This window comes from Streptomyces sp. NBC_01717 (assembly GCF_036248255.1).
Lineage (GTDB): Bacteria > Actinomycetota > Actinomycetes > Streptomycetales > Streptomycetaceae > Streptomyces.
This window is the reverse complement of the sequence record NZ_CP109179.1, coordinates 1-13,046: the sequence shown is the minus strand read 5'-3', so window position 1 is coordinate 13,046 and position 13,046 is coordinate 1. Positions and strand designations below refer to the sequence as shown.

Genomic DNA, 13,046 nt, shown 5'->3' with positions numbered 1-13,046 from the left:
CCGATGGCAGCGCCGGTCCCGGGCCCGCAGAGCTTCGACCGAGCCCGGCGCCCTGCAACACCAGCTCTTGGCACTGAAACGCAGCCAGTGAAACACCGCCGGGCGTTTCACCCCTGACCTGCTGCGGAGCCCCGGATCAGGCTTCTGGGACCGTTGTTGCACCACCGTGTTGCAGTGCGTCGGCCGGGGCCCGGGGCTGCGCTGAGTGTTGCCGGGCTGTCAGAGGCGTGCGGCATCATCGGCAGATGGCCGCCACACAAGCCCCGCCGACGTACCTGGAACGCCTCCGGTCGGACCTGGACCTGATCGAAGCGGATTTCCTGAAGGTCCTCGCGGACTCGCAGATCAGGAACGTTGATCCGAACCGCCGGTCCAGCGGCATCGTGCACCTTGGTGCCGCGAAGTGGGGCTGGGTACCCAGCGGCCCCGAACTCGAGGCGCGAAGGATGGAACTGCTGGGGCGTGTACGGGAATGGGAACCGTTGTTCCGGCTGCTGTTCCCGCACCCGACACCGGAGGTCACCAAGCGCCTCGACGGGACCGTTGCCCTGTTGCAGCGCTGGCTCGTACGCCCCCGGGACACCACCGTGCCGGCCAGCATCGACAAGGCCATCGACAAGGTCAAGACGGCCGTGGCCACGCTCCGGAAGCTGGGCGAGCTCCTGCCAGATGACGCCTGGGCGGTGCGTGTAGCGGTCGACACGAACATCCTGCTCGATGACCCCGACGTGGCGATCTACACGCCAAACCCGCGGATCGTCCGAGGAGCCTGCAGGAGCCGCGAATCCGAATCGCGCACGGGTATGGAAGACGAACCCCTCCGCCTCTGCCTGGGCACGCCGACGGGCCCGTACCCGGGGCTGCCACCGAGCCAGGACCGCTTCCTCGATCGCCCGCACCTGCGTCGGCCCCGGGGGACGACGTGCTCCGGGCTTCTTCGTCACCCACCGCTGCACGGTGCGCTGCGACACCCCCAGCACGGCGGCCACCCTCCGGGTGGAGCCCCGATGCGCTGCCAGCAGGAAACGCAGGCGGGCCTCGGTGCTTGAGGGTACGGGCCGAGTGCGCAACGCGCGCTCCAAACCCTGCTCAATCTGTCCCATGTCCGCCTCTCGAAGCGGCCAACAGGCAGGGCCGGCACCTGTAGTCCGTCGCGTCAGTTCTCCCACGTCGTCTGCCTCTGCCTGCCAGTTTCTGCATTCTCCACACAGCGCTGGCCGACGCAGGCTACGAGCCCTTGGGTGCGCATCAGCGACAAGCCGGCGGCGCGGGTCACGACGGACGTCGCCGGCATCCCAGCCCCAAAGACCTGTCCCTTGCCTCGCCTGCCCGCGTGAGTGGCTGGAGCCCCACCCCGCTCCCCGGCGGCCGGCGATCCGGCAGCGTGACCCGAGCGCCTCATGTCCGGGCCCAAAAGTAGAACCAGCTCACTCGGAGCCGTGAGTCCTGGAGTCTGTGACATCGGGACTCACGGGCTCTGTCCCACCGGCCTTCCCCTCCCACGGCGGCCCAGCGACTCGCCGGGCCGCCGTGGCGCGTCGACCCGCTTGCGTCACCCCTGAGCGTCGCTGACCAGCGGAAACGAGATTTCGTCGCGGAATTATCAAAAAGTGCGTGGGATGAATTGCTGTTCTTTCCATACGGCACCGCCAGTAGAACTTCATGTGCGAGATGGATTGGTGCCACATGCCCGAGCAGACATCGGAAGTAACGGACAAGTCACCCCAGGGGGTTGGTAAGCGGTCGAAGGGTCCGAAGCGGCGCAACTTTGAGCAGCACGCGGCGGACTGCGCGCTGTACGAACGCCTTCGGCTCCGCGATTTCGACCCCGACCACTGGGAGATGAAGTACCTGCGCGACGACCTGTGGGTCTATGGCTGGCGGTGCCTGCGCGCATGGATGCGGGACGGGACGGTCATCGAGAAGTGCGGGGAGCGCGGTGTCCCTCTCGGGGCCCGCTACTTCGAGGTTGAGATCCTCAAGCGGCGCGGGGACATCCGTGACGAGATCGCCCACCAGGCCGTCGAGATCGCCGTGCAGAGGTTCACCGAGGAACTCCTCCCCGCCGGCAAGTGGGACCCGGAGGGGGGCGCGACGATGCGCACCTACTTCGTGAAGACCTGCCTGTACGCCTTCCGCGACGTGTTCAAGAAATGGGCCTACGGCTACCGCCGACGCCTGTTCGAGGCCGCAGATCCCATCGCCGCGGAACCCTACGAGGACATGTGGGGTCCCCGATACATCCGTTCCCCCGAGGACGCGTTCGTCCTCCAGGACACCGTCCAGCGGATCCTGGACGGCGCCGGCCCCGAGGTGCGCGCGATCTGCGGCCTGATCTGGGAGTCCAAGATGACCCAGAAGGCGATCGGCGCCGAGCTCGGGATGACGTCCCGGATGGTCGAGGGGCACATGGCCCGTCTGCGTGCCCGCGCGAAGGTCATGGCGTCACATGGCGAGATCGAAGCCCTGTACGGCCGTGCCGCCGCCCGTAAGGCGGTTGGTCGGTGAACAACGGGAACGGGCTCGACTTGCGTACCGCGCTCCTGCTCTTGGTCGGCGGGGTCACCACATACATCGCCCTGCTTCACCCTGCCGTCGGCGTCGCCCTCCTGGTCGGCGTCGGCATGGTGGGCCTCCTGCACCTGCTGCTCAAGTAGTGCCCGGCCCGGAAACCGTCTGGGAGTCCCGAAGTCACAGACTTCGGGACTCACGCACTCCGGGCGGCGTCCGGCCGGTGTCGGGACCGGAGCGTTCGTCGAGCTCGGATCAGCCTGCGGGGGGCGGCGCTCACCGTGGATGGAGTCGAACACCCACGAGTGTGCTTCGGGCGGTTCGTCGCAGACGGTGCATACGCCGGGCGTAGGCCTCGAAGCAGTTGTGAGCGAAGCCGCCGTGGCCGTCATAGTCGCGTTACGCGTCTCTCATATATGGAGGACGAAGAGGTCGCCGAACTGCGGCTCGCCCTGGAGACGTCCTGGACCTGGTTGTGCGCGCGACCGGCGACCACCCCCGCACCGGCAGCTGCCCGAGCCCGATCAGCTGAAGGACCTCAGGTTCGTCCAGCGGTACCAGCCCATCGCCAAGCGCCTGCGCACGACGCTGGACGCCCGTCCCGCCCGAGGGAACTGACTCAACAGGGCTGGCCCGCACCGCGACCCGTGGACTAGCCCTTCGAGGCTCTTGGTCCTCTTGACTGGCCCACCAGCCATGCCCGCGCCGTCGCCGCATTTTCACTCACGGCCGGACTGTCGGTGCCCACCCGTACCCTGTCGCCCAAGCACGTGCGACAGGAGGGCGATGTGGCCCGCAGCGGGATCAATAAGCGTGAGCTGGACAAGTGGGCGAACAGTGTTGCCAAGGAGACCAAGAAGAGCCTAGAACGCGCCCAACGACGGAACCCTGCTCGTATGTCTGCACAGCTCGATGCCACCGTCAGCGCGCATTCCGGCGGTGAGGTGACCGAGAGCAGCGGCTATCTGGACCGGTTGCTGCTCTTGCTGGACACCCGGACCGGGCGTGGCGCCAGCCTGGAACACATCGAGCAGGAATTTCAGGAGGACCTGGCCCCCCTCGCTCTTCAGTTGGAACAGCGAGGCCTGGTGAGGGCCTTGCGGGCCGCATCCGGCCTCTACGCCATCCACCTCAGCGATGAGGGCCTGGTCGAAGTGCACCGGCTGAAGGAGCTGCAGAAGAACCGTGCTGCCCGCTTGCGGCACACCATGGATGTCTTCCACCGGTGGCTGTTCAACACCACAGGCGACCACGAGCCCATCAACCCGGTGCTGTTCCTTGACACACCTTGGTCGTTCTTCGCCGGGGCCGTGATCACCGAATCCGAGCTGCACGAAGCGCTCGGCTACCTGTCTGAGCACCAGCTGATCAAGTACATCGAGACCGAACCCGTCACCGTCGCCATCACACCTCAGGGCGTCAGCTGTGCCCTGGCAGGAGGAAGCGTGCAGGAGTACACCAACCGCCAGCGTCCCGGCACCACTTACAACAACTTCCTGCCGAACGCGCAGGGCGTCATCATCGGTGAGCAGCAGAACGTCACCCAGAACAACACCGCCGGCATCGACCCGAGCGCGTTCGTCCATCTGGCCGGTTACGTCGGCCAGATCAGCAACACCTTGGGCATGCCCGACCCGGACCGAGTGGAACTGGAGCGCGTCGCCCAGGAGCTCCATGACGAAGCGACGTCGCCGACCCCGGAGCCGGGCCGGATGCGGCAGTTTGCGACCCAGGTCAAGGACATGCTGGTGGGAGCGGGAGCGACGGCGGCCGCCCAGGTCGGCATTCAGATGGCTGAGCAGGCCCTGGGCACGCTCGTGTAGAACGCCTTGCCCCACAGGATGGGAGCCCCGAGAGATCAGTCATGGTGCCCGGGGCTCCGGCTGCGACGGCTGCCTTCCCTAGTTCGGAGGTACGGCCGCCCTGAGCGGCGCTCGTTGAACGGACATGGCGCACCAGAATGTCAGATCGCTAGATCAGGGCTGATCTACACGGCTGCGCTGGCGGTAGGCAGCGGGAGTTGAGGAGTACGAGGGGGATCTGGTGTTCCCCTGGATCCGTACGGTGATCACGGCGTGGGGGCGGCCGCCGGGTTCGGCTGGGGGTACCTCTGTGACGCGAAGGCACTGGTGGAGCAGCGCTTTGCGGGTTTTGGGGGTGAGGTCGAGGACAACGAGAAAACCCACGGGGATATCAGTGGCACCGTACTCGGCGGGCTGAACGCTGTAACGGGTGCACAGGTAGTCCATCGATGCGTTCTTGGGTTCCTGCTTGCATTCGATGACGATGTAGAAAGCGCCGTAGAACAGGACGATGTCGGTGCGGCCGGAGCCGATGTTCTTCACTTCCCACCGTGGGCTGGTGCTGACCGACGTGTACAGGCGTTTGGCGAGGTCTTTGGCCATATCGACCTCCTTTGGCGATTCCTCTCCCTTGGTGAAAGGCCGCAGGAAGGGTTCGCCCAGCGGGCCGCCGGACTCGGCCTCGATGGACCAGCGCGTGTAGCGCAGGAGGAAGACCAGCAGTTCCTCGACGCGAAGTGCAGCTTCTCCGCCGATGCCGGTGATCCGGTCGATGTCCTCCTGCAGCTCGCGCAAGATTGTGTTGGCGTAGTCGCTGAGATCGGGCTCGCGCGCGGCAAGGACGGCCCGACCGGACTTGTTGAGGTCCTCGGCGAGCTCCGGCTCGTTGTGTAGCAGAGCGGTCAGGCGGTCTCGCACCGGTGCAGTCAGCGCCAGAGCCGAGGTGACGGCGCTGACCTCGATCTCACGGCCTTTTGGGTCTTCACTGCCGCCTCCGGTGCGCATCAAGTCACGCAGTTCACGAACTGCGGCCCGGGCTTCCTGGCTGGTGCTGGGGTCGTCGGCGTGGAGGGACAACCACCGATCGAGGAAAGCGGAACTGTCACCCCTGGCCGTCAGTGAGCTCATGAGCCGGGGCTGCAGCAGGTGTGGAAGTGCTGTGGCGTCACCAGACGCGGGCGGCTCCTCGGCGGCGTGGGGGATGTCGGGCGGCACGAGCAGACGGATGGTTCGGTGCGCGCTGTAGGCCTGAGCAATGGAGGAGATGAGCGCCGGCGGGTCCCACCACACCTCGTTGAGGCTGTGCAGGGCGTGCAGTCGGTCGGTGAATTGCACCCAGGCGGCGGTGGCATCCGCTCGGGGCTGGCGCCAGGTGGGTCGCTCGCGGAGGCCGGTCAGCCGGTACTCCACCACCAGTGCGTGCAGGTCTTCGAGGGTGGAGCCGGAGATGGCGTTGCCGGCGGTGAAAGACAGCAGGGCGTCCAGAGCGGTGTGGAAGATGCGGGCGTCCAGGCGGTCTTCGTAGCGACTGCACCGGTCCAGCCACACCAAGGCCTGCCGCAGCGCTGGAACGGCCTCATCCAGGGTGTTCTTGGCCAACCCAGTTCGCATGTGGAGCATGGCCAGTTCGAAGGTGATGTCGTCTTCGCAGGCTTCCAGCGACAGCAGGCTTTCCAGCGCGGAGGGCACTTCAGCGTCATCCCACCACTCGGCGGCAGCACCCAGGGCGCGGATGACCCGCTGGATCAATACGGGGTCGGGATCGGAGCCCACGATGCCTTCGGCCAGATCGGTGGCTTGCTCGACCAGCTGGCTGCGCACCTGCAGCGAGCGGATCCAGCCGCCCAGAGCCAGGCGCGTCAGCCCTTCCAAGGCGATTCCGGCCTCGGCGTCGGCGCCACCGGCCCGGCGCAGCAAGGCTCGGCTGATGGGGGTGGCCAGCAGCGGAAGAGCCTCGGGACAAGAGAGAGCATCGTCAACGATGTCTTCAAGTGCGAAGGCGTCCTGTACCGGGATGCTCTCGACGATTAAGGCTGCGGCTTGCTCCGGTGCTGGCAGCTGCGGCCACTCGTGCAGCAGCACGCTGACCAGAAGCGGCATCTCGGGTGAGGCCAGGAGGTCTTCCTGGTCAGCCAGAATCGCTTCCATACCTCCCAAAGCGTCCAGGGTGAGGTCAGCCTCGGCCTCGCGCAGGGACTCCAAGCGCGCCAGTACGCGGCTCACATCTCCCCCTGAATTCCTCGACGGCGGCCGTCACCAGAGCGTATGCCCCGGCTCTGCCAGGTAGGTCCGATCAGGGCCCAGGGCATCGGTCAGGTAGGCGCCGTGGGCGCTGGTGACGATGACCTGCAGGCCGGGGATCTCACCGGTGAGTTGGATGAGCTCTTCGAGCATGCGGGCAACGTGTGCTGGGTTGGTCTCCTCGCGTCCGACGGAGTCCAAAATGAGCAGGCCGGGGTGCCGGGTGACGCCGGCCTCCTTCCCGACCCGCAGCAGCGCTGCCACCACAGCGATCTTCAGGCGCAGCCGTTCTCCCACGTTGACCTTGCTGAACGGTACGGTCGTGCCGCCCTTGGTGACATCCATCCGGCATCCGCCGTTGAGCTCCGCACGAGTCAGCTGCGCGACCCCCAGGTGCTGTCCGATGGTGGTCAGTTTCTCGTTGACCTTCGCCAGAAGTTCGCTCTGGTCGGCGCCGCGCCTATCCACTGATACTGCCTCAGCAGTAGTGACGATCTTCAACCGCCTGCGCAGGGCGTCGATCTGCTGGCTGAACAGTGTGACTTTGGCGCCGCGGCGCTCGCTGAGCTGTCCGCTGAGCTCGGCGCGGCGCAGCTGCAGGGCCATGCGGCGTTCGGTCACCGAGGTGTCGATGCTCTCCAGTTGCGAGCGGGCCTTCGCCAGCACGGCTGCGGCTTGCTCACGCTGCCGCTTGGCGTCGTCCAGCGCACCTTCTTCCTGCGCAAGTGCTTCCTCCAGCTGCAGGATGGCCAGGCGGGTCTGGGTGAGGTCGTCGAGCGAATCCAAGTCGATGGATTCCCCGGCCGTGAGTAGCTGGTGGAGATCCTGGGGCGAGGCCGCAGCCACTTCCTGCTCCTGGTCCGCTTCCAGGTCCAGGTCCAGATCACTGGCGCACAGAGAACAGCTCCCGGATTTCTCCGCCGCCCACCGCTCGGGGGTGACGTCCGTCTCGCAGCGAGGGCAGCACGTGGGCTTGAGCGCGTGCCAGAAGCGTCGGGTGTGGGCTGCCTCCGTGAGTGCCGCCTGATCGGCTTCGGCGGACTCCAGCAGCTTCGAAGTGTTCCCGTAGGCTTCGCTGCGCTCCAGCCACACCGCATTGGCCTGTGCATATGCCGCCGAAGCCTGCTGCAGTTCGCCTGCGAGCTGACCAAGCTGGACAGGGTCGGGTGCGGGTGACAAGGCTGCGAGAGAGGCGTCGATCTGCTCGATCTCTTGCTGGAGGTCGTCGAGGCTTCCACTGTGTGCGGTGCTGGCCTGTTCGGCCTGCCGAGTCAGCACCGAGATGCGGTTCTCCAACTGCTTGACGTGAGCGTGGGCGGTGGCGGCGACGGGAGCCCAAGGACTGCCGAGATAGACCTGCAGCAGGCGTGCCGCTGCGAATGTCTCCTCGCCCAGCACGACCTTGATGCTGGGGTCGCTGATCAGCAGGGCGCCGCTCCAGGTGGGCCACCCCTGTCTGCCCATGGTCCCGTCGGACTCGTCGATCCGGTCGCTCTCGCGCCGGGCCGCCCAGCTGGGGATGCTTTCAAAGCCCAGACGGGACGTCATGATCCCGTCCATGACGCGCTCCATGTCTCCTCCGGAGGAGAAGGAGGCAAGCTCATGCTGCACGTACGGGCGCAGAATCCTGTTGATCTCCTCAGTGAGCTCCGGGGTAGCTACCGTGGCATCCCCGCTCGCCTCGAAGGCCGTGCGCACGATCTCGTCGCTGGCCTGCCTCAAACCGTCCCACGGAAGTTCGGCATCCGGAGCCAGCAACCACACCGTGCCGCGCGGGCGTCGATTGTGGATCGAAAAGACGCATGCCATGCGCTCACCATCGACAGCGAGCTCCACAAGTACACCGCGGAGCCACTTCTTGACGTCGTCCTGGATATCGGTCCGGCCGCGGATAGCCCACAAGATGATGTGCAAAAAGCTCGACTTGCCCGCGTCGTTCACCTCATGAGTGCCGAACCCGCTGACCCCCGGGCCAACCGCGGTGGCGAAGGAGAATGGAGCAGGAGCTGCATCCCGCAGCTGCTTGATCCCCGCGAAGTGCACCCCGCGCACCTCCAAAGTGTGCCGACCGGTGCTCCAGCCTGTCGGAGGCCGGACCGATTCGGCAGCCAGGACCTGGCGAACCTCCTCCTCACCGCACCGAGAGCGGCGAACGACCTCAGCAATCCACCCATCCGCACCCACGATGGGTTCGGCATCAACACCGCCCTCCCACAGTTCGGTCATGTCTGCGGCCCCCCATCTGCGACGTCCTGTGATGCCGGCGGCCAGACAAGGCCAAACCGCCCCGCCACGTCCTCCGTCCGTTTGGTCACTTCCTCAGTGATCTCAGGGATCAGGCGGCCATTGACCGCAGCTTCATACCCTGGATGCTCGTACTGGCGCCGGCGCATGAGCCCTCCGCTGACGGCTTCCGGTATCAAGCTGATGGCCTCAGCCTGACGCACGTACCACTGCATCGGCGGAACCTGCTCTCGCAGGGCGGTCGCCGCGGCCTGTCCCTTGAGTAAGAGGTAGTAGTCCTTGCGGGCGTTGGCACTGCTCTCATTGACCCGCAGCATCTTGATGTGCTTGCGGGAAGCCAGCAGGGCCAATGCGTTGTCGGGACGCTCATACGCCCCGTAGAGGTACTTGGCCATCGGATAGCGATGCAGTGACGGCGCTGTCCCGCCGATCATGCCTGCGACCAAGAGCAGCGTGTCCTGTGGAGGCTGACGGCCTTCCTCCACTTCGGTCAACAGCTCATGAGCCAGGTAGTCCGGATTGCGCAGCCAGAAATCGATCTTCACCAGCCGAGTGAGGGAGCGCACCGCTTTGACAGCACCGGGCACGGCACCGTCCCGATCTGCGGGAGTTCCCAACACATCCATGATCACGAGTAGGCGAGATGCTGACTGTGAGGTGCTCCCGCCCCCAAGCCGGTGACGGCTCACTAACCTGCTGTTCACGCATCCCCCAACACCCAAACGACGCTGGAACGTCACGCGCACGAACGGATCGTGCGCGGAGAGTACTGAATGACAACACTGGTGTGACCCTTTGATCAAGCCCTACCGCCGAAGAAGACGACCTGGGCCGCGCGACAGCCATTCGAGGCCTCACGGCATCATCGGGTCCCGCAGCACATCCGGTCCGGCGCCGCCATGAGCGGCTTGGACTATCGTCGGAGTTCAGCGGGCCACCGACCGAGTGCTGCTCTACGCCCATTCCACGCCCAGTTCCCGCAGCGCGTCCAGCTGCTCCTGGGCAAGCCGGTCCCGTCTCGCGCGGGTGTTGGAGATCCATACGCCGAGCCGTACGGTCACGGGTTCTGTCTCGCCGTCGACGGTGATCTGTTCGCTGTGGCCGCGGGGGATAGGCCGGTCGGCGCCTTCGCGTTCTACCCATTGTGCGAGGGCCGCAAGGCCGCGCTGGAATGCCAACTGCGCCTTGTTCGGGCCCTTCGCCGAAGGCTTGGCCGACGGGGCGGGGGCCGGAGCCTCGAGCGGCCTCACCCCCAGTGCGGACAGCCGTTCCTGCTGCTCGGTGGACAGTTGCGCCCAGGTGCCCGGGTGCTTTTGCCGCTGGAGCCACTTGCCCAGGTCGTCGCCCTCGAACAGCACCCCCGGATCGATGGCCGGCAGGACGCCGTCGGCGTCGACCAGATCGGCGAGCACGCGGTGGTGGCGTTGCCAGTCGAGTGGCCAGGGGCAGTTCCAGTCGGGGTCGATCGCCTCCAGCTGCGCGGCTCGCTCTTGCGCGCGTGCGGGGTTTTTTCCGAGGCCGTTCTTGCGGCGGAGGTTGGCGATCAGCTGCCCGATGGGCACGAGCTCGTTGTCGGCTTCGCCCCACACGGCGTCCTGGCGGGGTGCGAGGTGCCCGGTGGCGCGCCGGTAGGACCGCAGCGCGGCGAGTTTGTTCTCCCATGCCTCGTCGCCCGGTTCCCAGACCATCCCGGCCTCCGGCGTGTCGAGCAGGGTCTTGCGGCGTGGCTCTAGCTCCCCGGTCCGCAGTGATTTCCGCTGTTGGTGGACCCACCTTCCGAGCGGAAAGGTTTTCGTCGTGCCGACCTCGGTCTCGGCATCGTAGGGAACGGCGTAGAGGCCGGTGGTCTGGTTCTCGGTGCGCCAGCGGAGCAGGGCTTGGTAGCCCTCGAGCCAGACCAGGGATTCGGGCCGGTAGACCCGGGTGCGCAGGAGGGCCGCGATGGTTGCCGCGTCCCTGGGAGAGGAGAAGTGGAGCAGGGCGGACTTGGCTGCGGCGTCGGTGTCGTCCTGGTCCTGGTCCTTGCCTACCTCGCCGCCGGCGCCGATGATCCGCCCGTCCTCGTCGCGCCGGAGGTGCACCTTGCGCTGCCCGCTGGTGAGGGCCCGGTTGGCGAGTTGCTCGACGAGTCGTTCATCGTGCGAGCGGAGGCCTTGGAGGACGGCTACGAGGGGGCGGTAGCTGGCGGAGGCGACCATGTCGGTTGGGTCCTCGCCGGGCTCCAGGAACACCGGCACGATGATCCTGGCGACCTTCGTGGTGCCGTCGCGGTTGAGCCGGAGCGCGCGGCCGATGTTCTGGACGATCTCCACTTGCGAGCCGCGGGTGTCGGCGAAGCAGATGGCTTCCACTCCACGTTCGCCGGTGATGTCGACGCCTTCTCCGAGTACGCGGCAGCTGGCGAGGAATGCTCTGTGTACGCGTCGGCCGGCGGCGTCGATTCCATTGGCGAACTGGTGCAGGATTTCGCGGCGTTCGGTGACGAGGTGGTCGCCGCAGAGCCAGGCAGACCAGACGCGGTCCGGGGGTACGTGGCGGCCGGCCTCGAGTTCGTAGAACTCAGCGTCGATCGAGGACTTCGGCAGCCGGTCCGCGGCCGCCAGGTCGTCGTCGGACGTCTCGGTGACGTACAGCTCGGCTGCCGTCGCCGGCATCTTCTCCGCGAACGCGGCGGCTTCCTCGACTTTCTGGTGGAAGGTCATGACGGTGCGCAGGTTGTCCGCGGCCGCGTGCTCGAGGAGCGCGGTCTGCAGGAGAGCGAGGCGTCGGCCTCGCTGCGCCTCGTCCGATTCCCCGAGGGCGGGCTCGGGGTCGCGGATCTCCAGGACGTCGATCTCGAAGCCCGCGAGGATGCCCCGCTCGATCGCTTCTGAGAGCCCGAGCTCGGCCAGCCATGGCCCGTAGGTCTCGGAGTCCTGGCCCATCGAGGCGAGCTCCAACTCCTGGCCGTCCGTGCCCTTCTGCGGCCGGGGTGAGGCCAGGATGCGAGGGGTGGCGGTGAGGTAGAGCCGGAAGTCGGCGGGGATTCGCTGGTTGTCGTGGATGGCCGCCCACGGCCTACCAAGATCACCGGCGGTGCCGTGGGCCTCATCGACGATCGCGAGGTCGAACGGGGCCATCTGCTGTCCGTAGAGCCGCTCCCCGCCTGCCAGAGCGGCCTCGAGCGGCCCGCGGACCTTCCGCTGGCCCACTGGTGCGTCGATGTCCTCGCGGTCCACCAGGGAGGCGTAGGTGGCGAACACGACGACGGGCCCGCTCCCGGCCCACAGTGCCAGTTGGATCGGGTTGGTAGTGGTGCGCACGCCCAGCTCGTTCAGCACCGGATCGTTCTCCAGCGAGCACACCGCGACCATCGGGGCCCGGTGACCCACCAGACGCCACGCCTGGGCGGTCTGCGCGAGCAGGTCCAGAGTCGGGACGGTGACGAGGATCCGCCCGCCAGGGAAGCACTCCAGCGCGCACGCGGCGGCGGTGATGGTCTTCCCCGATCCGGTCGCGGACACGATCGTGCCCCGTGCCCCCTGAGGGGGCACAGATGATCTTGCAGGGAATCCCACCCACTTACGGAAGGCTGACTTCTGGTCTACCTGGTGTTCTTTGAGCCGGAGCGTGAACACTTTCTACATTCTCCTGAGAAGGTAATCGCGTGCCGTACCGACATACGTTGACGAGAAGGCTTCTTCTTCCAGTGAGAGCTTCAGACCCAGCGACTAGACTCCAGCCACACGGAGGGGTCCACCCCTCAACTGGCCCGAAAGCACTGGTACGTTGACGATGATTAACCTGGCGCTGAAGCAGGCGCTGCGTTCCCAGTGCCGGCACAGAGTCGGCGCGGTCCTCACAGCGGGCACGCGGGTAATTGCGGCATCCCCGAACCGGCGCCGCAACGATCCGGCAATCACCTTCCTCCACGCCACCTTCCATGCCGAAGAAGCCGTCCTCCGCCGCGCTGCGCGAACGGCGGGCTCCACCATCTATGTTGCCCGCGTGGATGCAGCTGGCGCCGCACAACTCGCAAAGCCCTGCCCACGCTGCCAAATAGCATTGATAACAGCCGGGGTGAGCCGCGTCCATTACACCGTAGACCCCCACACCATCGAGACCCTCAACCTTGCAAATATATCCCTACCGACCCCCTGAGGGACGTCTCGCATTTTCACCAACACTACATGCTGCATCATAGTGATGCACCCACTACGCCGAACCTGCCACAAACGAGCAACCCCCTCCCCTCCTGGCCAGCCAGGC

The 13,046-nt window shown here is 66.5% G+C and carries 9 protein-coding genes; 4 read left to right on the top strand and 5 right to left on the bottom strand.

Annotation, left to right across the window (positions count from 1 at the left end):
* Positions 1–107: 107 nt before the first annotated feature.
* A complete protein-coding gene (gene tpg, locus OHB49_RS46010) occupies positions 108–1,103 on the bottom strand; it encodes a telomere-protecting terminal protein Tpg (RefSeq protein WP_443079708.1) in 996 nt (331 codons plus the stop codon).
* Positions 1,104–1,686: 583 nt separating this feature from the next.
* Here tpg and OHB49_RS42295 point away from each other — a divergent pair.
* The 3 genes from OHB49_RS42295 to OHB49_RS42285 all read left to right on the top strand — a co-directional run bounded on the left by OHB49_RS42295 (position 1,687) and on the right by OHB49_RS42285 (position 4,334).
* Positions 1,687–2,508, top strand: a complete 822-nt coding sequence (locus OHB49_RS42295) for a hypothetical protein (protein WP_329166870.1) — start codon at positions 1,687–1,689, stop codon at positions 2,506–2,508.
* On the top strand, positions 2,505–2,657 hold the full coding sequence (locus OHB49_RS42290) for a hypothetical protein (protein WP_329166869.1): 153 nt from the start codon (positions 2,505–2,507) through the stop codon (positions 2,655–2,657). Before OHB49_RS42295 ends, OHB49_RS42290 begins: the two co-directional genes overlap by 4 nt.
* Positions 2,658–3,251: 594 nt before the next feature.
* Complete coding sequence (locus OHB49_RS42285; protein ID WP_329166867.1) at positions 3,252–4,334, top strand: hypothetical protein; 1,083 nt, start codon at positions 3,252–3,254, stop codon at positions 4,332–4,334.
* A gap of 153 nt (positions 4,335–4,487) precedes the next feature.
* Here the strand turns inward: OHB49_RS42285 and OHB49_RS42280 are convergent, their stop codons facing one another.
* The 4 genes from OHB49_RS42280 to OHB49_RS42265 all read right to left on the bottom strand — a co-directional run bounded on the left by OHB49_RS42280 (position 4,488) and on the right by OHB49_RS42265 (position 12,415).
* On the bottom strand, positions 4,488–6,536 hold the full coding sequence (locus OHB49_RS42280) for a hypothetical protein (RefSeq protein ID WP_329166866.1): 2,049 nt from the start codon (positions 6,534–6,536) through the stop codon (positions 4,488–4,490).
* Positions 6,537–6,566: 30 nt separating this feature from the next.
* Positions 6,567–8,363 carry a hypothetical protein gene (locus OHB49_RS42275; protein ID WP_329166864.1) on the bottom strand — a complete coding sequence of 599 codons (1,797 nt, stop codon included), beginning with the start codon at positions 8,361–8,363 and terminating at the stop codon, positions 6,567–6,569.
* Positions 8,364–8,776: 413 nt separating this feature from the next.
* On the bottom strand, positions 8,777–9,343 hold the full coding sequence (locus OHB49_RS42270; RefSeq protein WP_329166863.1) for a hypothetical protein: 567 nt from the start codon (positions 9,341–9,343) through the stop codon (positions 8,777–8,779).
* A gap of 408 nt (positions 9,344–9,751) precedes the next feature.
* Positions 9,752–12,415 carry a DEAD/DEAH box helicase gene (locus tag OHB49_RS42265; RefSeq protein ID WP_329166862.1) on the bottom strand — a complete coding sequence of 888 codons (2,664 nt, stop codon included), beginning with the start codon at positions 12,413–12,415 and terminating at the stop codon, positions 9,752–9,754.
* A 157-nt stretch (positions 12,416–12,572) separates the two neighbouring features.
* On the opposite strand from OHB49_RS42265, the gene OHB49_RS42260 reads away from it, so the two are divergent.
* Positions 12,573–12,938: a deaminase gene (locus tag OHB49_RS42260; RefSeq protein WP_329166860.1), complete on the top strand. Its 366-nt coding sequence runs from the start codon at positions 12,573–12,575 to the stop codon at positions 12,936–12,938.
* The last annotated feature ends 108 nt before the right edge of the window (positions 12,939–13,046 follow it).